Origin of the sequence: Cytobacillus oceanisediminis, from assembly GCF_007830235.1 — a bacterium.
Lineage (GTDB): Bacteria > Bacillota > Bacilli > Bacillales > Cytobacillaceae > Cytobacillus > Cytobacillus oceanisediminis.
The window spans coordinates 149530-170996 of record NZ_VLKI01000003.1 but is presented as its reverse complement, the minus strand read 5'-3'; the positions used below and the strand labels follow the sequence as shown (position 1 = coordinate 170996).

Below are 21467 nucleotides of genomic sequence, written 5' to 3'. Positions count from 1 at the left end.
GCAATAAAAACCCCTCAAGCTATATCACTTGAGGGAGAATTACAAAGGCATGCTTAATAAACGTTCAAAACCTGCATTTTTTGAACGTCTGCAGAACCTCCATCTTCTCCCATCCAGACTGTACTGTCGGCTTTGGAATCGCACCAAATCCTGCCCAATTAAATCGTAAAGTATAAAAAACTTTACTCTCAGGCTCGCGGACTTAGAGTCATATAACTCATCACCGCCGGTCGGGAATTTCACCCTGCCCCGAAGATAGACCGTATTAATGTTTACATCACTTATTATACTGAAAAAAAGATGTAATGGGAAGGGATATATTCTTTGTGTGACAATGCAGGCGGAGACATTCAAGAGATTGAAACTTTTTAAGTGTTTTAAGTGTTTTAGCGTTTTAAGGTAGTAAGCTTGCGATTTTATGTTGATCGGCCAATAGATTTTCATTTTTGAAGAAAGCTTTTTTGTGAAAGAGGAAGTGAATCAAATTTTAACAAAGTATTTCCTTCCCTGTGATCTCTGCAGATTTTTGAGAAAATCCCCTAAACAAATTAGGCTTTACGCGCGGGTTCAGGCCTTTTATGCGCGGATATCCCTTTTGTGCGCGACTTTCCTCATTTTACGCGCAGATGATGCCTGGTTCTGCGCGCCCTCTCACTCTTTACGCGCGGATTCTGTTCTTTTTTGCGCGGATATCCCTTTTGTGCGCGACTTTCCTCATTTTACGCGCAGACGATGACTGGTTCTGCGCGCTCTCTCACTCTTTACGCGCGGATTCCGGTCTTTTTGCGCGGATATCCCTTTTGTGGCGACTTTCCTTATTTTACGCACAGACGATGGCTGGTTCTGCGCGCCCTTACACTCTTTACGCGCAGATGATGGCTGGTTCTGCGCGCCCTCTCACTCTTTACGCGCGGATTCTGTTCTTTTTTGCGCGGATATCCCTTTTGTGCGCGACTTTCCTCATTTTACGCGCAGATGATGCCTGGTTCTGCGCGCCCTCTCACTCTTTACGCGCTGATTCCGGTCTTTTTGCGCGGATATCCCTTTTGTGCGCGACTTTCCTTATTTTACGCACAGACGATGGCTGGTTCTGCGCGCCCTTACATTCTTTACGAGCGGGTTCCCATTTTTCATGCGCGGAAGACCCTCTTGTGGGAACATTCCTTTTTTTTTGTGCGGATTCTGTCCACCTATCTCCATAAAAAAGGATGGCCTAAGAGCCATCCTTTTTATCATCCAAGCAGATATTCTCTTCTTTCCCCTTTGGAGAAGGTCATTATGGACAATCCACTTCTTTTGCGAGCGCAATTGCCTGGTCGCCTGTCAGCATTTCTCCTACTCCCCCAAGTTTTCTGCCATTATACTTTAAAGGAGTAAAGTGACTCAATCAAAATCTATTCATTTTGGCGGATTATTAGCAATTGTCCAACTTTAATGACATCCGCATCCAGTTTGTTCATTTCCTTGATTGCTTTTGCTGTAGTTTGATATTTATTTGCAATGGCTGTAAGGGTGTCACCTTTTTTCACAGCATATTGCTCATAGTTTTCTAATTTAATTCTTAGTTTTTGGCCAGAAACAATTTTATTTTGTTGAATATTATTCACACTCGCAATTTCGTTAACTGATAAATTATATACCTCTGCAATTTCCCATAATGTTTCACCCGGCTGTACCATATGCATCGCCTCTTCGCCCTGAACTGGTTCAGCTATTTCAGCATTTACAGATGAGTGGTCCTGTATTCGCGTCTGCCCTGGTCCAAGCTGAGATATTTGAGCAGATACTTCCTGCGCACTTTTTTCATTTAATGTTGCATACACGGGTTGTCCAATTTCTTCCCTGCCAAAAGCGACAAAAGGATCGACCGCATTTTCTTTATCAACTGTCCATTCTCGTTTATGTATTTCAAAGTGGAGATGCACTCCGGAAGAGTCACCGGTGCTCCCCATTGTTCCTATTTTTTGGCCCTGACTAACTTGTTGCCCTTTACCAGCCAAGCGCTCGTTCATATGTGCATAAACGGTTTCCGTTTGGTTGCTGTGCTTAATAAAAATAACATGTCCATAAGTTTGCGAGTAATACGATTTTGATACCATTCCGGAGTCGACAGCATATACTGGCGAGCCGGATTCGGCAGCAATATCGATTCCCTTATGATGGCCACGCCTTGTCCCAAAAGTATCTGTAATTACACCATCTGCAGGCCACATCCAGTCCTGTGTAAGCTCTTCAACATTAAGTTCTGCAGCTTTAGAATGCTTCCCTCCCAGAAATAATAGACCTACACAAAGAGCCATTATCCCTGCAATAAAGAAACGTCTTATGTAATCCCTCATTCTTTTCCTCCTAAATTGTTAGCTTGAATCACTAGCTGAATTTTGAGCCATCTGAATATCCTCAGACGCTCTCTTTTTCACCCTATGACAGCTTGTACTTTTTTAGAACCGAAATTTTGGTTCCAAAAGCACATTTGTTAGTATACTTCCTGCCTGAGGTTTTTTATGCAAAAGGAGGAAATTTTCGAGTTTACAAAAATAAAGACGGCCTCAATGGGCCGTCTTTTTTAATTTAGCAATTCACGTTTATTTGCCGCCACCGGCACTTTTAATTCATTAGAAAGATCAAAGTTGCCAATTTTATCAACATCAGCATTTTCCAGCTTAACTGTCTCAAAGTTAAACTCCTTTGCAGTCAGCAATATCGCTTCTATGGCATGGAGTGTTGGTTCATTATCAATAATTTCCGATTCATTTTCGAAGCGGATCAGCAGCTTCCGTTCCTGTATTTCCTCTGTTTCAAAATTGATATCTTCAGGAATGGATGCCTGCAAATTGTCTTCAACACGATTCTCCTTCATAGCCCTTAGAGCATCTTTGATAGAATTGAGCTTTTCCCTTAGTGGAACCATGAAGGGCTTGGATTCCGTTCCATTTGGATACAGAAAATAATATATTAAGTTTCCAGTGCCTATTTCAGGCACAAAGTTTTCTCTATATCCAAAATGGCTAAATTCAATGCCATCATGTCCCTCGGTTGTCAGGTTAACCTTTTCTATATCAAGATTATGCATAACATTTCCAAGAACCTTTTCAAGCAGCAGTTCAGTAGTAGAGGAGATACTGTAAGGGTGATCCTCTGGTACATCGACTGTTAATGTTCTATTTTCCTGGTCATAGCTAAAGCTTGCTTTTAGTGGATAATAATCGGTTAGTCCCCATTCCTCTTCAGTTAGCCTGCTCATGTTCTCTTCGAATAAGTCGAACTTGGATTTAGCGGGATCCTCTTCAACCAGAACACTGACCGGAACGATGTTTTGAGCAGTCTGATCCGGAATAGCATACGTTAATACTTCTTTCCCGGCCAAATCTTCCTCATAAACAGCAGTTGCACTCGTATCAGCAGATACAGATTGCAAGCTGATTTGATCATTTGGTTCTGTTTCCCCATTATTTTTAGAAGCATCATCAAATTGTTCAGCTTTGTCCCCGCCAATTTCTTCCTTTGCTTTTAATTCAGCCTTATTATCATTGGCTTCAAAAGTGTTATTTTCACTGGCAATCTCTGCAGATGATGAGGATTTATCGGCTTTGATCTCGACTGACTTATCGGCAGACTCCTGCCAATTCATAAGGCTTGGGGCAAGAATAAAAAATAGAAGCAAGGCAGCGGCTGCCGCTGCAGCAGGCAGGATCCATGTTTTTTGTTTTTGTTTCCCGATCTTCATTTCAATGTTTTGATAGATTTCGCTTGGATCACGGTTATCTTTTATTTTGGGCATTTGGCCTAATAATTCTTCCAGCTGCTCATCGCTCCACTTTGACTTCCTCATTATTCATCCCCTCCTTTTCCATTATGTCTTCCATATACTTTTTCAAAACCTTTAATGCTCTATGCTGAGTTGTCTTAACTTTGCTTTCAGTCCAGCCTAATGCATCGGCTGTCTCAGTAATCGTAAGTTCATGAATATATCTCATAATGATAACCAGCCGCTGGTCAACTGTGCACAAATCGAGGCATCGATATATAAGTTGAATTTCTTCCCTTTGCATGGCGATTTCTTCCGGCAGGGGAAGCTCATCCTTTACCTGCTGGGTCGACCAGTCAAATTTCTCCATTATCCTTTGCTTCCACCCTTTATGTTTGCGGAAGGAATCTATGGCAACATTGCGAGCAATCGAAAAAAGCCATGTTTTTTCGCTGCTTTTTCCTTCAAAACGTTCGTACGATTTTAATACTCTTATATAGACTTCTTGGACCAGGTCCTCAGCCAGTTCCTTGTTTTTGACCATATAAAAAAGAAATTGAAATACGTCATGATGGTATTTTTTATAAAGTTCATCAAAAACGGAGTCCATGGATTCCCCTCCCCGTTCAATAAAATAGTCGTTATCTCTCTAAAAAAAGTTACAATTTAACTATATTATTATTCATAAAAAAAAGGAAGGATATTTCGGATATCTCCTTCCCCAAGAATTCTATATATTTTCAGATGTTTTAATGTTCTGCAAATGTTTCCCGTGAATCAAGAAGAATCGGCACATTTTTCGATTTCATCCTTCATTTCGAGGAATAAAAATAGAAAATGTCGTACCTTGTCCAAGCTTGCTTTGAACGGTAATATGGCCTTTGTGTGCCTCAATAATATTTTTTGCGATAGCCAGTCCAAGTCCGGTTCCCGATCGCCCTCTGGTCCTTGCTTTATCTGCTTTGTAAAAGCGTTCAAAGACAAATGGCAGATCATCTTCAGGTATGCCTGATCCTGAGTCTTTGACTTCAATAAACAATCCGCGCTCGTCGCTGTGTTCCGTTACTTTAACTTGGCCATTCTCTGGTGTGTGGCGGATAGCATTGTCGATCAGGTTCGTCATTACCTGTTCAATCCTGTCCGGATCAAAAGGTATAAACGTTTCTTTGCTCTTCAAATCAAATTCAAGGCTGATATCTTTATCTTTTGCCAGGCCTTGAAATTTCCGGATGATCCTTTGCAGGTAAGAATTCACTTCTATTTCTTCCATTGTCAGTTGAATATGCCCCGCTTCCATTCTAGCGAGGTCAAGAAGTTCATTTACAAGCCGTCCCATTCTTAAGGATTCATCATAAATGACACTTGCCATTTCTTTTTTCTCTTCATCCGTTCCGGCAATATCATCAACGATTGCCTCACTATATCCCTGCATCATGGAAATAGGCGTCCTTAATTCATGTGAAACATTCGCAATGAAATCATTGCGGAGTTTATCAAGTTTCCGTTCTTCCGTCATATCCCTGATTACTGCGACAGCGCCTCGTATAAACTTGTTATTATACAAAGGGCTTACAATAATCACCCAGGAACGGCCTTGAATGGAGATTTCCCCGATCTGCTCTTTTTCCGTGTTAACAGCCAGCTGAAAAAGCTCCATTACTTTGGATGGAACAGCCTCTGTATTCTTATCAGCCTCACCCTGCTCGTAGAACCAGCTTTGTAAAAAGCGCTCTGCAGGAGGATTTGTTATGAGAATGGTACCATCTCTATTAAACGTGATAACACCATCGGCCATACCACTTAGAATGCTTGCAAGCTGTTCTTTTTCCTGGCTAAGGGCATTCATATTAAATTTCAGCTGTCTGCCCATTTGATTAAATGCGGTAGCTAATTCACCAATTTCATCATGCGTTAGAATCGGAACTTTTGTATCAAACTTTCCTCTTGCCACCTCAAAAGCAGCCTCTTTCATCTTTCTGAGCGGAGCGTTAATTCTTGTTGATAAGAAAAAAGCAAAAATCGTCGTTAAGATGATCGCAACACCCGCAGCAAGCAAAATGAATTTTGTTGTTGATCTTGTGGTTTCCTGCATAACCTCAATAGACTGGTAGATAAAAACTGCTCCATTGCTGTTACCCAATTCAAGCGGGACACCTATAATCAGAATCCTGCTTTCATCATCAGCGGCTGCATCCGTATATTCGGGATTGACGGATGATACTTTCTTAACCGTTTTATTTTTCGTAAGGACTTCTTTTAAGTCTTTCTCCTCTGTCAAATAAGAAACCGGCAGTTTCAATGAATCTGTATGGTTGGGAGAATAATAATATTCTGATGGTGTATTGATGATGACGACTTTTGTAACATCATCAACGAGCTCCCAGGAAATTTCCAAACCAACATCCCGGTCATGCTCTTTCAATATCCTGGTAATTTTATGAGCTGTATTGGTCAGCCCTTTTTCTGTTTCATTTATATGGTAATTCTCAAAAAACTCCAGCAGCATCACCGTTAATATTAGCAATACAAAGGAAACCAATAAGAGAATTGTACCCCAAAGCTTACCTACTACACTCCGCCAGAGCATCATTCATTGACAACCTCGAACTTATAGCCCACGCCCCATACTGTCACAATCATTCGGGCAGCCTGCTCGGAAACTTTGTTGAGCTTTTCACGCAAGCGTTTCACATGGGTATCCACTGTTCTTAAATCCCCAAAAAATTCATAGTGCCATACTTCTTTTAACAGCTGCTCACGGTCAAAGACCTTATCTGGTGCCTTCGCAAGAAAGTACAGCAATTCATATTCTTTTGGAGTCAAACTTACTTCTTTCCCATCAGCCAATACTCTGTGGGCATCATTATCAATTGTTAAATGCGGAAACACGATGACATCTTTGGCTGTGGTTTCTGTTTGAAGGTAAGTCGTTTTGGAAGATCTGCGCAATAAGGCCTTTACGCGCAAAACAACTTCCCTTGGACTGAACGGTTTTACAATATAATCATCAGTTCCTACTTCAAACCCCTGAACACGGTTAACCTCTTCACCCTTGGCTGTCAGCATGATAACAGGAGTAGCTTTTTTTTCTCTAAGATCCCTGCATACTTCAATCCCATCTTTGCCAGGCATCATTAAGTCAAGAAGAATGACATCATAATCGTTAGCCAATGCCTTTGATAAAGCCTGATTTCCATCTTCTGCTTCATCAATTGTATAATTTTCGCGTTCAAGATACATTTTTAATAATCGGCGAATTCTTTCCTCATCATCCACAACTAAAATCTTTACTTCGTTTTCCATTTCACAAATCCCCCTAGTGATTTAATAAGGCTTTTTTCGCAAACTTTGTTGCTTTTTAAACAAGTAATGAGGAGAGGTTGATTTCCGCTCCAGGATGCTCAGCGAACCGCGTGGCGGGCGGTGAGCATCCTCGGTGCACAGCACCTGTGGGGTCTCACCTGTCCCACTCCTCCCGCTGGAGTCTCGCACCTTGCGCTCCAATCAACCAACCTTATTTATCAATGTTTTTATTTACAAACTCTATTTAAAAACAACAATCTTTTAGAAAAGAGCCTTTAATAATGAAATAAATGAAGTTTTAAATAAGCCTTCACTATAGTGAAGTGAAGGCTTAAATTTTCCAATTATGATCCGGCATAGGAGTGCAGACCCGCAATGACCAGGTTAACAGCAACAAGATTGAACATAATAATGATAAATCCTATTACAGCAAGCCAGGCCGACTTTTCACCATGCCAGCCTTTAGAAAGGCGAAGATGAAGGTAAGCTGCATAGAATAGGAACGTAATAAGCGCCCATACTTCCTTCGGATCCCATCCCCAAAAACGTGTCCAGGCAATCTGTGCCCATATCATGGCAAAAATCAGTGCTCCGAGCGTAAATACCGGAAATCCGATTAATACGGAACGATAGCCAATCTCGTCCACTAAGTCAAGATTGATATTCTTCGCAAGAGGCTGTAGCGCTGCACCAACCCGTTTGCGGAGAATCGCTCTTAAAAGCAGATATAGAATGATTCCTGAAGTCAATGACCATATAACCGTATTTAATTTTTTAGCATTAATTATTGCTGGCATTTCCGCTAATGGTTCAAATTTCCCTTCTGTCAGCAGCTGCCCCTCATTCGGACCTGTTAGAGCAGGCATATGATATTCAAGAACGGCTTCCTGCCCGTTCTTATCGATCCAATTAAATTCTGCTTTATAGCCCATAGCCGAGAAGGTTGAGCTGATGATGACAAAGCCAAGTGTACAAACCAATCCGAACATAACAGCTTCAAGCCAGAATCTCTGTTTGCTTTGTTTGGTCTGATCAACTGATTTTACTAAATAAATAATTCCTGCTGCGAAACTCACAGCCAAAATAGCTTGCCCAACGGCAGCAGTTGTGACGTGTATATGGAGCCAGTCACTTTGCAAAGCCGGGATCAGCGGTGAAACTTCCCTGGGAAACATGCTTGCATACGCGATCATAAGCAAGGCTACCGGAAGGGTAAAAACTCCCAAAATAGGTGTTTTATAAATTAGGTAGATAACAATAAATGCACCTACCAGCGACATTCCAAAGAATGTTGTAAATTCAAATAAGTTGCTGACTGGCGCGTGCCCGGCAGCAATCCACCGTGTAATAAAGTATCCAAGCTGGGCAATAAAACCAATTATAGATATCCATAGTCCGAGAGTTGCCGACTTGTTTGGCCCTTTTTTAGGGTTTTTCTTATCTTTAATGGAGCCAGCAAAAAAGACAGTAGCAATTAAATAGAGGATAAAAGCTGTATATAGTAAATTGCTGCTTAAATTAACCACTCCGATTCCTCCTTAGCTTTTCTTCTCACTTTGATTTTGCAGCTGGTCTTCAGGTTCGTTAATACCGGTTCCATCCAGAACTGCTTCAATTTCCCTTTTAAGCCCATGCCAGTTTTTATTTGTGTGGCCGGCTACCCACACTTCACCATTAACACGGCGAAGCCAAATGCGGCGATGGTTCCAGTAAGACCCCTGAGCAACACCAATCATGAAAATGGCACCGCCCAATGCGATAATCCATAGAGTCAAATCTTTCCGGACCGTCAGAGCCGATACATTCTTAGTATCTACTCCTTTAAATGCCATCTTGTATTCATTATCGCCAAATGGCTCAATTGTCTGCCTAATAGCAACAAAACTGATCTCACCATCAGGCTTATCAGGTGTAAACATCTTAAAAACAAAGGCAGGATTATTAGGAATTCTTGACTTTGTAACCGGCTCCCCGTTTTCATCAAATTCAAAGTCAGGGAAATAGCTGACAATTTCGGTTTTATATCCATTTCCGAGATCATAAATATCCTTAGGATCATTTAAATCAATTGTTAAATCACCAAACTCTTCACCCGTTTGTTTATTGGTCAAGGCGAAAGACATTTTATTTAATTCATCAAGTTTGTAATCCACTTGGTATAAGGCAAATTTTTCAAACTTAAGAGGCTCATTAACTCTAATTTCATAGTCCTTAACTTTCTCTAGGTCTGCCTCTTCCCCAGCAACTGCATCACCCTGTTTTTTATAAAGAGTGACGTTTGACTGATAATTTTTGGCTACCATACCGGCTTTATCGATGGCTTCCCCAAACACTTCATTATCTTTCTCTTTATCGTACACTTCAAGAATGAATGCATCATTCTTCAGGTAGTATTCTCCATTGGTTTCAGGGATGACTTTTGTCTCGCCTTCCCGAATCCATAGAATTTTATCTACATACATACCAGGAACAAAACGCAGCATTCCGCCTATTAGAAATATGATAAGTCCAACATGGTTAACATATGGGCCCCACCTTGAAAAACGGCCTTTCTCGGCAAGAAGGTTTCCATCTTCTTCTCTTATATTGTATTTTTTTTCTTTTAATTTTTCTTTTGCCATTGAAAAAGCCTTGTCTGTTTCTTCAACTTCTGAAACTCCAAAAACCCTTTGGCGCTGCAGATAGCTTTCGTGCCGGCTGACCCTCTGCTTCTTCAAAGCCCTGTATAAAGGGACAACCCTGTCAAGGCTGCATATTACCAGCGATATTCCAATGGAGGCAATCAAAATAAGATACCACCAGGAGCTGTAAAGATTATGGAATCCCAGATCATAGTATAACTTGCCTATCCAGCCATACTGATCTTCGTAATACTCGGCAGCAGGCATAATCGGCGGAATATACATTTCCTGGGGCAGGATCGTGCCAAGTGCTGAAGCAACCAGTGTAATTACAATAAGCCAGACCCCGACTTTTACGGATGAAAAGAAATTCCATATTTTATCAATAATCGTTTTATTATAGGTTTGCGAACGGCGGGCACTTCCTTCATATCGCATATCCAGAAGTTTCTTATCTTTTTCTTTTTCTTCCAGTACCTTGCCGCAAGATTCACAGAGAACCGTTCCATGCGGATTTACATGGCCGCAGTCGCATTTTAACTCTTTCATATATAAAAACTCCCCGTAACTTATGGTTTAATCTGTTCCATATAGTCCTTAATCGTCGCTTCAGTCATCTCTCCTGTTATATACTTGATCACCTTTCCTTCTTTATCAATTAAAAAGGTAGCAGGAAGAGGATTAATTCCATATGCTGATTGAACCTGGCCTTCATCTATTAATATTGGGAACGACAGATTGTAACGGTCAGAAAATTTATTTACTGCCAGTTCGGTTTCCCCTACATTGACTGCCAGCACCTGAACACCCATGTCTTTAAATTGTTTATATTGATTGTTCATATATGGCATTTCTTTTTCACAAGGCTTGCACCACGTACCCCAAAAGTTCAGGAAAACCCCTTGCCCTTCATAATCCGAAAGCCGGTGTTTTTCCCCATCCATATCTGTCAGAACAAAGTCAGGCGCTTTTTCTCCGACAGCGACCTTTTGCACCTGATCTTTTGTAAAATTAGCGTATAAGGTATATGCCACGGCAGCACCAAGGACAAACAGAATGACTGTTCTAATTACCAGACGCTTCTTTTTCATATAAAATTCCCTCCCTAAGCCAACCCCTTAACGATTCAATCAAAACGGGAAAAGGAGTCTAAAAAATTAAATTTCTTCATTAATAACAATTTATCAGGTACTATGTAGCAACTTAAGCTCATGAATTGCCTGCACAGCTGTTTACTATTATATCATTTTTCAACATCCCGACATTGTTAACAATCGAAGGTAACTGTGACACTTCTATGAATTTTTCCGAAGCTAACCAGCTATTTATTACTTTTTCTTCATCGCAAGTGCACGAAGCTGTTTCACTTCATGTGCTGTTAATTCTCTTGCATCACCAGCTGATAATCCCTGCAAAGTCAGGAATCCGTATCTTTCTCTTTTAAGCTTCAGAACAGGATGCCCTATCGCTTCAAACATTCTTCTTACCTGACGGTTGCGCCCTTCATGAATGCTAATCTCAATAATGGCTGTTTGTTTTTTCTTGTCCATTGATAAAAGCTTTGTCCTTGCAGGAGCTGTTTTTCCATCTTCTAATACAATCCCTCTTTGAAGGCTCTTAATGCTTTCCCTGGACGGAATTCCTTTCACCTTGGCAACATACACCTTCTCAATTTCATTGCTTGGATGCATTAACAGATTTGCAAACTCGCCATCATTGGTAAGAACCAGAAGGCCTGATGTATCATAATCCAGCCTTCCTACAGGATAAATTCTTTGTTTTATTCCTTCAAAGTAATCTGTAACAACTTTCCTTCCCTTATCATCGGATACAGCTGAAATCACACCTCTCGGCTTATAAAGGAGAAAGTATACAGGCTCTTCCCTTTCTACAGGGATTCCATCGACTTCTATTCGATCAGATGGCGACACCTTCACTCCCAACTCTCTGACTGTTTTTCCGTTTACCTTTACGCGTCCCTCAGCCATAAGCTCCTCAGCTTTTCTTCGTGAAGCAAACCCTGCATGGGCAATGACTTTTTGCAATCTTTCCATTTATGTCACCTCATAGATTTAATAACAGATTTTCATTCCTTTTTCACTCCTAATGAATTATGACACAATTCGCCATGTTTTCAAAGCAACCTTGATTAAATAAAGTGAGTTCACAGCAAGGGGTATTAGACTGCAAGTTCGAATAACAGCCCAAAAGCAAAGAAGATACCTTCAGCAGGTATCTTCTTTATAATACTGATTTATTAAGAACATATTAATTTCCTAAAAATTCCCCGGCCAGGAAAACAGCAGAATCTTATACACTTCCAAACACAAGCGTTACAACAATAATTGCAGCAATGATACCCGCCAAATCGGCAAGCAGGCCAACTTTTAAAGCATCCCCCATTTTCTTGATTCCAATCGCCCCAAAATAAACGGTTAATACATAGAAGGTCGTATCCGTACTTCCCTGCAGGACTGAAGCAAGCCTTCCAACAAAAGAGTCCGGTCCATGGACCGCTATTAAATCGCTGGTCATCCCCAGTGCAGCAGTTCCGGAAATGGGACGAATAATAGCCAAAGGCACAATATCTGGAGGAACGCCGATTGCTTCAAGTCCCGGTCTGATATAATCCATAAAATATTCAAGAGCTCCAGACGCCCTGAAAACCGAGATGGCTACAAGCATGCCGACGAGGAAAGGAATAATCGATACCGCAATTTTAATGCCTTCTTTTCCGCCTTCTACGAAACTTTCATATGTAGGAACCCGTTTAAAGGTACCATATAGTAATATAAAACCTATTAAAACTGGAATAAACCAGAGTGAGATAACCGATACGATCTCCATTTATACCTCATCCTTTACGGGTTCTTCGATAATAGAAATAACGGTCGATCATTATTGCCGCCAATGTAGAGCAAAAGGTAGCCACTAAAGTAGGTCCCACGATATCAGTCGGAGAGGCGGAGTCATAATTCATCCGGATCGCTATCACTGTTGTAGGTATTAAAGTGAGGCTGGAAGTATTGATAGCCAAAAAGGTAATCATTGACCGGCTCGCTTCATTTTTGCCCCCATTCAATTCTTTGAGTTCCTCCATAGCTTTAATGCCAAGCGGTGTCGCAGCATTTCCAAGGCCAAACATATTGGCCATCATATTGGAAAGTATATATCCCATTGCCGGATGGTCATTTGGAACCTCTGGAAAAAGCCTTTTTACAATCGGCCTGAAAAGGGCTGCCAGCTTTTTTAACAGTCCGGCATCCTCAGCAATTCTCATCATGCCAAGCCAAAAAACAAGGATGCTGATCAACCCGATACATAATGTGACCGCTTCTTTTGCACCATTAAAAATCGCTTCATTTACTTCATTCATGGTGCCATTAATCATCGCAAAAAGGATACCAATAGCAGTTAGCATTACCCAAATAATATTAACCATTTTTGTTCACTCCGGCGATGGAAGTAAACAGACTCCTAAAATAGTCTAATAGAGACTTATCTTCTTTTATTTTTTCCAATTTAAAATATATAGGAAGTTTTTTTACAGGCTGGTTATCAAAATAGACGGTTGCCTGTCCTACAACTTCCGGTATTTCCCGGCTGTCTTCCCACTCTTCCTTAGGCTTTTGAAGATTGAGGTCAATTTCAAACTGATTTTTTTCTTCTTTTGTCACTGGGTAGTTATATGCTTGTTTCAAATAAACTTTATTTTTATAAAAATCATTTTCTACATCCTTAATAATCCCTTTAGGCAGAACCTCTACGACATCATAAGTTTTAAATGCAGTCTCATACATATTAATATGGTCGTCCCAATCATCAGGTCCATTTAAGGTTACAGCTATCAGGTTCAAATTACCTTTCGAAGCAGTAGTGACAAGGGTTCTCTTTGCCCGTTTCGTATAACCTGTCTTTCCGCCGGTGCAATACTCATATAACTCTGTCAACAGCCTGTTCTTGTTTTTCCACACTCTGTCCCAGCTTTCATTCGGATTTGGAGCCCTGTGCACTTCCGTACCTGCAATCTGTTGGTACATTTCATTTTTCATGGCGTATCTTGTTAACAAAGCCATGTCATAGGCTGTTGAATAATGGTCCTCATGGTCATCTAGCCCATGAGGATTGGCAAAATGGGTATTTTTCATACCAATTTCTTCTGCTTTTTGGTTCATTAAAAAGCTAAATCCTTCCAGGCTCCCGCCAACATGCTCTGCAATGGCAACTGCAGAATCATTCCCTGAACGAAGCATTAGTCCGTATACCAAGTCCTCAAGCTTTATTTTTTCACCCGGCTGCAGATAAATCGATGAACCTTCAGCTCTTACAGCCCGATCACTGACTTTAACCATTTCATCCATCTTTCCGGATTCTATCGCCAGAATGGCAGTCATGATTTTTGTAATACTCGCAATTCTTCTGACTTTATTTGCTTCCTTCTCATAAAGGATGCGCCCTGAATCTTGCTCCATTAATATAGCGCTTCGAGCACTAACTGAAACAGAAGCTTCTGCCCTCTGCGGAATATTCATGATTACCAATCCGGCAACTAACGTTATGGCCATCAGCCTGTGTAAGATTTTCATTGCACAAAACCCCGTCTCCTTTTATGGATGTCTATTTTCTCAGAAAAGCTCGGGAAACTCATTTCATAATAAAAATTTTGCTCGAGAAGGATGCCGATTTGCTTTTCTTTTGTTTGTACAAGTTTATGCAGGACAAGTAGTGATATGACTATTAAGTAAAACTTGCCCTGATGCTATTTGCAGTACATAGAAGCTTGTCCTTTTTTCAAAGACCTTTTCTGTTGATTTCCACTCTGGAAGCTCGCTTTTCCCGGGCGATCCGACGCTCCTCGGCGCCGATCGCCATGCGGGGTTCCCAGTGCTCGCAGGACATTGAACCAGTATCCCCAAATAAACACCGCACGAAGAAAATGCGAATGCATTTTCGAGGAGCCGCGCCTTCCGCTCCAATCAAAAAAGCTTTTAAAAAAAGACGGGAAACAGCATTTTCTGTTTCCCGTTTACTTATTCAAAATGGCTTCCATTTCAGTTCTGATGCCTTCAGGTATCGGTCCTCTACATCCTTCCAGTTCACAACATTCCACCAGTTCTTCACATAATCGCCGCGATTGTTTTTGTATTGAAGATAATAAGCATGTTCCCATACATCCAAAACAAGCAATGGAATCGTATCCCATTGGGTCAGGAGCATATGCCTTTCTGACTGAAGAATTTCAAGCCTGCGGGCCCTTGGCGACCACACAAGAAGTGCCCAGCCTACACCTTCGACCTGCTTGGCTGCCTCAGAAAAATGAGCCTTGAACCGATCAAAGCTTCCAAAGTATTTATTGATCTCTTTCAATAAAGCCCCAGATGGTTTCCCGCCACCCTTTGGATTCATGTTATTCCAAAAAATCGTATGGAGATAGTGCCCTGAACCATGAAAAGCCAGTTCGCGGGACCAATGTTTTACAAGATTGTAATCACCTTTATCCCTTGCAATTTGCAGCATATTTTCGGCTTTATTTAATCCGTCCACATAGGATTGATGATGCTTGTCATGATGGAGCTTCATGATTTCGCCTGAAATATGGGGTTCCAGTGCCTTATAGTCATAAGGCAGCGGAGGCAGAACATGTTTGCCTGCAGCGATATAAGGTTCATTCATATAGATATTCCCCACCCGCTGCCTATTTGTAAAATAATTCTCCATGTCAGAATGCAGCCCATCCACCTGTTCCTGAATTTTTTCCAGCTCTTGAATATCAAGCGGGCCTGCAATTCCTTCCATTATGTCCGTAAAATTATCCAGCCTATGCCAAAGTTCATTATTTTTATCAACGTCCTCTGATTCCAAAAAATCTCTCAACTCCTTGTTCCATTGTGACACTTCTTTGATGTAGTCTTCCATTTTGCCCATACGATCCCTCACTACCTTCCTTATTTGACTCCCTTTCTATTTGTATGAGCGCATGTTTGTACGATTGCCTAGGAATATTAGAAAGGCTACGCCGAGGTTTGGCAATTGAGTTTAAAGACCTAAAATGAGCACGTTTCCGTTTGGTTTGCTTCTTTTGGAGCTGTGTCTTTTCGAGTTGTAACTACGTCTTCCCTGCTAATTTTTGCATCGTCGTTTAATGTTATTGCGTCATCCAACCGGTTCAAAGCTATTTTCAGATTTGCTTACAGGCTTTACACTGAGTATTTTTTTTCGCCAAAATCCAGACCATAAAAAAAAGAACAGCAGGCTGCTGTTCTTTCTTTACACTTTTATTTAGATTGAATCATTTTTGTACGGTAATCTGTTTCGTAATATTCAAGCTCTTCTCTAATCCTTTGGAACTCTCCTTCTAATTGACGGAAAACAGCTTTTAGGCTGTCAGGAACTTCCTCATGGAACTGAATGGAGTTTTTGCCTGTATAAGCTGAACGGCTATTCTCGAACCATGCATCATTTTTAGGAGAGAAAAACTCTTCAATGCATTGATGATAGATTCGATATAGAGTTTTCTCGGCAGCACCTTTTTGGAAAGGGTCGCTTTTCGAAATAATGTTGCAGGTATCGAGCCCTTCTTCACAAAAGACAAGCAGCTTTCTAACATGGGATAGGATACTCTTGTAATAATCCACATTTCCCTGTTTTTCTGCCTCCAAGTCCTTAATAGTTGTATTATTTAGAAAGTCTTCAAAAACTTTAACGCTATTACCGAGGAAATTTTTCACATCTTCCATTTGTGATTTAACGATTGAATTTCCCAATTATTACACCCCCATATTTGTACACTGGCTATTATTGCGGTTGAATAATAAATTCTAAAGGAGATCGCATATCATAGGATTTTTTATTCTCCAGTGCCTCAAAAATAGAGGGAAGCTTGGAAAAGTCAAGATCCTGAAAATAGGATGCAAAGTCAGCCTTTGAATTAATATAAATTCGTTTGCGGTGCCGGAAACCCGGATTTTTTAATAAACATGAAAGTGCAACAATATCCTTGAATTCCACTTCTCTGGAACCCGCAGCAAAGATCGGATCACTCTCATATGGTGTAAACTCATTCATGGATTCATCAAAAAAGCGGACATATAAAACATGAAAGGTCTTTTCCTGTCCATCTTCTTCAAACACAACTTCACTTCGATTAAAGAAGTCTTCAGATGTGTTCGGCTTTTCTTTTTCCAGTTCGTATCCCCTGCAATATTTAATTAGCAAGTAAAACCCTCCTAATCCCTCGGTGGTTATCACAAATTATGTATAACAGCTATTTAGAAAAGAAAAGGGAAAAATTTAAGTTTATTTTACCATACTTCCATTGTAATGTGTCAGAAAACTCAAGAATCAATCTCCTGAAACTTTTCAAAGAATAGGTCAGCTTCTTCCTGGAAAGAATCCTCTTCTTCACTTACTTTATCTGGAAGCGGCGGGAGTTCTTCAATACTCTTAAGTCCAAAATAATCGAGGAATTCCTTTGTCGTCCCATACAAGTATGCACGTCCGGTACCTTCTGCCCGTCCAACTTCTTTGATTAGCGCTTTTGCAGCGAGTGTCTGGAGGGGCCTTTCGGTCTTAACTCCCCGTATCTCTTCAATCTCTGTTCTTGTTATCGGCTGCCTATAGGCAATAATAGCTAAGGTTTCGAGCGCTGCCTGTGATAAGGTAGCAGCCGAAGGAGATTCCACAAGCTTCTTTAAATAATCGGAGAACTCTTTTTTTGTTACAAGCTGAAACGTGCCCGCAAGCTCAACCACCATAATCCCGCGTGTGCTATTGTCATTGTAATCTTCCATTAAGCCATCCATGATTTCACGAGCCTGTTTTTCCTCAACCTCTAGAACATGGGCAATTTGCTTGAGGGATAAGCCTTCATCTCCCGCTGCAAACAGCAGGCTTTCTGCTATCCCCTTCCAATTAATAATCTCCAAGCTTTTCTCCTCCTTCCATGGAAGCCACAACGATTTCTGAAAAATTTTGATCCTGTTCAACCAGTATTTCCCTGCGCTTGATTAACTCCAGCACCGCCAGAAACGTTACAACAATATGTTCCCTGTCAGGTACCGGAAATAGTTCATTAAAGCTTTTCCTGCCCTTAAACTTTTTTAGCTGCTCTACAATTTCGGACATCCGCTTTTCAATGGGAATTTCCTGGCGGGCAATTTTAGTAGACAAAGGCCTTTGCAACTTTTTCCTTCTCAATAACTTCTGCAAAGCCCCAAGCATATCATATAGGCTAACGTTCAACTCTGCCCTTTCTGGCTGGGCATCCTTTATAAAATCCGAAAGGTCGGCAGGCGGTTTCGTAAACATTAAGCTTCTTTCCTGTTCACGTTCTTTAAGTTCATCTGCCGCTTCCTTAAATTTACGATATTCAATAAGCCGTTCAACCAATTCATCCCTTGGATCTTCTTCCATATCCATTCCGAATTCGTCCTCCAGCTCTTCCTCTTCATGCTTCGGCAGCAGCATTTTGCTTTTTATAGCCAGAAGCGTAGCAGCCATTACAAGATATTCACTCGCTACATCAAGCTGAAGTTCCTTCATTGTATGTATATATAAAAGATATTGCTCGGTTATTTCTGAGACCGGAATATCATAAATGTCTATTTCCAGCCGGTTGATAAGGTGAAGGAGCAAATCGAGTGGCCCTTCAAAAGCATCAATCTTTACATTATAATGATCATATTGCATAAATTCCCACCAAATTTTTCTATAAAAATTAAATTTATTACCATTTCGATTCCCTGCAAACATGGTAAAAGACTATATCTAGTATAGATTATTCATTAGTGTTATCCAATAGAAAAATAACCCTATGGTCTAGATTGTCCGCGATTATCCCCAAAAAAATAATGAATCCGCCCAAACATTCCGGCTAATGCCTACATAGGATGTATGGAATCCAAAGATAAACAGGAGGTATTTAATATGTCTAATGTTGGAATTGGTGATTGCTGGGGAACCGGGTTTGCTTTGATTGTTGTTTTGTTCATTTTATTGATCATTGTGGGAGCTTCCTGGTGCTTCTAAAAACATAAAAAAGTATTTTATTTAGGCTGTTTTCGCAAACTTTGTTGCTATTTAATAAAAAGAGAGTAGGGGTTGATTTCCGCTCCAGGATGCTCAGCGAACCGCGGGCGGGCGCTGAGCCTCCTCGGCGCACTGCGCCTGTGGGGTCTCACCTGTCCCGCTGCTCCCGCAGGACTTTGATTAAGCATCCTTGAATAATCACCGCACGAAGGAAATGCGAATGCATTTCTGAGGATCTCGCAGCTTCCGCTGCAATCAACCACCTTGTTTATCTCTTATACCCTATTCAAAAACAACAATCTTTTAGAAAAGAGCCTTTATTTAAGTTAGCTTAAAGCCCGGATGATTCCGGGTTTTTATTTTTCAGCATAAATCCCTCCGGACAATATGTTAAAATATAGATAGAATTTGCAGGGAGTGAAACTATGTATCCGGATGATTATATAAAGTTTTTGACCCATTTTCATGGAGATCGCGATTATTTTGAATGCCATGAAATACTTGAGGAATACTGGAAGAGCGTTGATAAGAATAATAAAACCTCCCACTGGGTCGGTCTTATCCTTATGGCAGTTTCCTTTTATCATCATCGCCGAGAAAATGTCAAGGGAGCAGAACGTACCCTCCGGAAAGGAATTAGCATCCTGGAAAACCAGCCAGCTGAAATGGCAAAGCTAGGGCTTGAGCCTGACCAATTGATCGAGGATTTAAAAAATAGACTGCAAATAATTAAGGCAGGCGGGAAATACAAGAGCTATAATTTGCCCATTAAAGATCCAATTCTCCTAGCCAGAAGCAGAAAAATGTGCTCCGGACTGGGATTTACATGGTGTGCCGATAGCAACTTCAAGGATGATGATTTAGTGCACCGCCATAAAAAAAGGGATCGGAGCATGGTAATAAAAGAGCGGCTTGAAGCACTGCAAAGAAACAAATAAATGAAAAAGGCAGGAATAGTTTTCTATTCGCTGCCTTTTTCTTTATTCTCATTCAAATCGCATTTATTCAGGAATGATTCGGTTTCTTCCGTTGCTGTCAGGGTTTTCCCCGGATAAAGTTCATCTAATGCTTTTATCATCGTTTTGCCTATACCCTGATGGCGGTGTGAAGGATTGACAGAGATATGCTGAATTTCCAAGGTACTGTCACTTGCTGTTACACCTACCAGCCCAATTATATCTTCGCCTTCCTTCCACAGAAACAACTGCCTATTTTCTTCCGTTTCATATTGCTTCATCGTTTGCTGCAATCTTTTTAAATCTTTCTCGTTTGGCATAAAAGATAAAAGACCCATTGCAATTTTTTCAAATGATTTTTTATATCGAATTAGCATATTAATCCCTCATTATTTGAATAAAAACATCATAAACTATTTTTCCCAATTTTTTAACTTTGTAAACTTCCCTTACCATTATATGTATTAAGGCTGAATGTTGCTATTTTACGGGTAAAACCGGCTAATTCGCTACTTTCCGTTTTCCTGCCTTTATCCCTTAACCCGCACCAATCATTATACAATAAAAAACCAGTAAACCAGCCCCCAGCCGAGACTTAGCACCAGCAATAAAATAAAAAGAAGCCAATTGCTTTTTTTCATAATTATTTACTGCCTCCACTTTACAATATCAAACCTATCGCTAAACTATCATTCATTTTACACTATTCTCTTTTATAATTCCATTCCGCTTGCTGAATTAGGAATTTTGAGCTAATGTTTCGTTAAGGAACCTATGAAACCTTTTCTATTTTTTAATCGTCTATTATCAAGTAAAGCCATTCTGCTTCTGTATGAAAAGCAGTGAAATACAGGGTGTATCTCTTCTTAGGCTTCTAAAACTTGAACTAAATGGCTTTAATATTTTACTCCAGGAGGAAACAAAATGAAATGGAATAAATTGCTTGCCATATTCATGATTTCGCTACTATTTGTTTTGCCATTGCAAGCATTTGCTGACATGGCAGAAGGTGACATGATCGTAACTTTAGGAGAAAACTTGTCGGAAGAACAAAAAAATATGCTTCTTGCCGAGATGGAAGCTCCAAAAGATGCAACTATTATTACTGTCTCAAATGAAGAAGAACATAAATACCTGGGAAACTATATTTCCAAAGCACTAATTGGAACAAGGGCCATTTCATCTTCAGCGGTCACGATCGCAAAACCTGGCTCTGGACTCGAAGTAGAGACCAAGAATATTAACTGGGTTACCGATGAAATGTATATTAATGCGCTTATTACAGCAGGCGTAAAGGATGCCGATATCTATATTACAGCTCCTGCCCCTGTTTCAGGTACCGCTGCATTAACCGGTATCATTAAGGCTTATGAAATTTCAGCCGAAAAAACCATTCCCGAAGATGTAAAGCAGGCAGCTAACGAAGAAATGGTTGAAACAGCTAAGCTGGGTGATTCGGTAGGTACCGAGAATGCAGCTGCTTTAATTGCAAAGATTAAAGAAGAGATTGCGAAAAATGCTCCTGAGACAGATGCAGAGCTAAGAACCATTATCGAAAATGCAGCAAAGGAACTAGGCATCACTTTAACTGAACAAGAGATTTTAAGTTTAATAGATTTATTTAACAAACTTAAAGAGCTGAATATCGACTGGAATCAAGTAGGCGAACAGCTCAATCAAGCAAAAGATAAAATTTCCAAGTATCTTGAAAGTGAAGAAGGCCAAGGATTTTTAGAAAGCCTAAAGCGTTTTTTTGCAAGTGCTATCGACGCTATTAAAGCCTTTTTCTCTTAACTGCATAGCCTCAAAAGT

General features: G+C 40.5%; 21 protein-coding genes and 1 riboswitch. Of the genes, 3 read left to right on the top strand and 18 right to left on the bottom strand.

Going from position 1 to position 21467, the window contains the following annotated elements; all coding sequences use genetic code 11:
* Positions 1-97: 97 nt before the first annotated feature.
* A riboswitch (FMN riboswitch) is annotated at positions 98-261 on the bottom strand.
* 1133 nt (positions 262-1394) lie between these two features.
* From IQ19_RS07300 to IQ19_RS07220, 17 genes are all read right to left on the bottom strand, one after another.
* Complete coding sequence (locus IQ19_RS07300; RefSeq protein ID WP_144541480.1) at positions 1395-2339, bottom strand: M23 family metallopeptidase; 945 nt, start codon at positions 2337-2339, stop codon at positions 1395-1397.
* Positions 2340-2566: 227 nt separating this feature from the next.
* Positions 2567-3832, bottom strand: a complete 1266-nt coding sequence (locus IQ19_RS07295) for a hypothetical protein (RefSeq protein WP_144541478.1) — start codon at positions 3830-3832, stop codon at positions 2567-2569.
* Entirely contained in the window at positions 3807-4358 is a 552-nt protein-coding gene (gene sigX / locus IQ19_RS07290) for an RNA polymerase sigma factor SigX (protein ID WP_144541477.1), read from the bottom strand. The genes IQ19_RS07295 and sigX overlap by 26 nt, the downstream gene beginning before the upstream one ends.
* A 195-nt stretch (positions 4359-4553) precedes the next feature.
* On the bottom strand, positions 4554-6338 hold the full coding sequence (locus tag IQ19_RS07285) for an ATP-binding protein (protein ID WP_144541475.1): 1785 nt from the start codon (positions 6336-6338) through the stop codon (positions 4554-4556).
* The gene (locus IQ19_RS07280; protein ID WP_144541473.1) at positions 6335-7051 is read right to left on the bottom strand and encodes a response regulator transcription factor; all 717 of its coding nucleotides are present in this window, start codon (positions 7049-7051) and stop codon (positions 6335-6337) included. Before IQ19_RS07280 ends, IQ19_RS07285 begins: the two co-directional genes overlap by 4 nt.
* Before the next feature lie 344 nt (positions 7052-7395).
* Positions 7396-8577: a c-type cytochrome biogenesis protein CcsB gene (gene ccsB, locus IQ19_RS07275; protein ID WP_144541471.1), complete on the bottom strand. Its 1182-nt coding sequence runs from the start codon at positions 8575-8577 to the stop codon at positions 7396-7398.
* 12 nt (positions 8578-8589) lie between these two features.
* Positions 8590-10221, bottom strand: a complete 1632-nt coding sequence (gene resB, locus IQ19_RS07270) for a cytochrome c biogenesis protein ResB (RefSeq protein WP_144541469.1) — start codon at positions 10219-10221, stop codon at positions 8590-8592.
* A gap of 20 nt (positions 10222-10241) precedes the next feature.
* Positions 10242-10763 (bottom strand): thiol-disulfide oxidoreductase ResA, encoded by a 522-nt coding sequence (gene resA / locus IQ19_RS07265; RefSeq protein WP_144541467.1) that lies wholly within the window; start codon positions 10761-10763, stop codon positions 10242-10244.
* 237 nt (positions 10764-11000) lie between these two features.
* Entirely contained in the window at positions 11001-11726 is a 726-nt protein-coding gene (gene rluB / locus IQ19_RS07260) for a 23S rRNA pseudouridine(2605) synthase RluB (protein WP_144541465.1), read from the bottom strand.
* A 256-nt stretch (positions 11727-11982) separates the two neighbouring features.
* Positions 11983-12519 (bottom strand): spore maturation protein, encoded by a 537-nt coding sequence (locus tag IQ19_RS07255; RefSeq protein ID WP_144541463.1) that lies wholly within the window; start codon positions 12517-12519, stop codon positions 11983-11985.
* Between the two features lie 7 nt (positions 12520-12526).
* Positions 12527-13114 (bottom strand): nucleoside recognition domain-containing protein, encoded by a 588-nt coding sequence (locus IQ19_RS07250; RefSeq protein WP_144541461.1) that lies wholly within the window; start codon positions 13112-13114, stop codon positions 12527-12529.
* Positions 13107-14258, bottom strand: a complete 1152-nt coding sequence (locus tag IQ19_RS07245) for a D-alanyl-D-alanine carboxypeptidase family protein (protein WP_144541459.1) — start codon at positions 14256-14258, stop codon at positions 13107-13109. The genes IQ19_RS07250 and IQ19_RS07245 overlap by 8 nt, the downstream gene beginning before the upstream one ends.
* Before the next feature lie 448 nt (positions 14259-14706).
* Positions 14707-15597 carry a superoxide dismutase gene (locus tag IQ19_RS07240; protein WP_144541457.1) on the bottom strand — a complete coding sequence of 297 codons (891 nt, stop codon included), beginning with the start codon at positions 15595-15597 and terminating at the stop codon, positions 14707-14709.
* 350 nt (positions 15598-15947) lie between these two features.
* Positions 15948-16436 carry a YpuI family protein gene (locus IQ19_RS07235; protein ID WP_110064283.1) on the bottom strand — a complete coding sequence of 163 codons (489 nt, stop codon included), beginning with the start codon at positions 16434-16436 and terminating at the stop codon, positions 15948-15950.
* 31 nt (positions 16437-16467) lie between these two features.
* On the bottom strand, positions 16468-16887 hold the full coding sequence (locus IQ19_RS07230) for a hypothetical protein (RefSeq protein ID WP_144541455.1): 420 nt from the start codon (positions 16885-16887) through the stop codon (positions 16468-16470).
* Between the two features lie 119 nt (positions 16888-17006).
* Positions 17007-17597: an SMC-Scp complex subunit ScpB gene (gene scpB / locus IQ19_RS07225; RefSeq protein ID WP_144541453.1), complete on the bottom strand. Its 591-nt coding sequence runs from the start codon at positions 17595-17597 to the stop codon at positions 17007-17009.
* Positions 17584-18360 (bottom strand): segregation/condensation protein A, encoded by a 777-nt coding sequence (locus IQ19_RS07220; protein WP_144541450.1) that lies wholly within the window; start codon positions 18358-18360, stop codon positions 17584-17586. The genes scpB and IQ19_RS07220 overlap by 14 nt, the downstream gene beginning before the upstream one ends.
* Positions 18361-18597: 237 nt before the next feature.
* Here IQ19_RS07220 and IQ19_RS07215 point away from each other — a divergent pair, with 237 nt between their 5' ends.
* Both IQ19_RS07215 and IQ19_RS07210 read left to right on the top strand, forming a co-directional pair.
* Positions 18598-18699: a YjcZ family sporulation protein gene (locus IQ19_RS07215; protein WP_110064287.1), complete on the top strand. Its 102-nt coding sequence runs from the start codon at positions 18598-18600 to the stop codon at positions 18697-18699.
* Between the two features lie 425 nt (positions 18700-19124).
* Entirely contained in the window at positions 19125-19637 is a 513-nt protein-coding gene (locus tag IQ19_RS07210; protein WP_144541448.1) for a DUF309 domain-containing protein, read from the top strand.
* A gap of 23 nt (positions 19638-19660) precedes the next feature.
* Here the strand turns inward: IQ19_RS07210 and IQ19_RS07205 are convergent, their stop codons facing one another.
* On the bottom strand, positions 19661-20032 hold the full coding sequence (locus tag IQ19_RS07205) for a GNAT family N-acetyltransferase (protein WP_144541446.1): 372 nt from the start codon (positions 20030-20032) through the stop codon (positions 19661-19663).
* Positions 20033-20579: 547 nt separating this feature from the next.
* Between IQ19_RS07205 and IQ19_RS07200 the strand changes: the two genes are divergently transcribed.
* The gene (locus tag IQ19_RS07200) at positions 20580-21449 is read left to right on the top strand and encodes a DUF1002 domain-containing protein (RefSeq protein WP_144541444.1); all 870 of its coding nucleotides are present in this window, start codon (positions 20580-20582) and stop codon (positions 21447-21449) included.
* Positions 21450-21467: the final 18 nt, after the last annotated feature.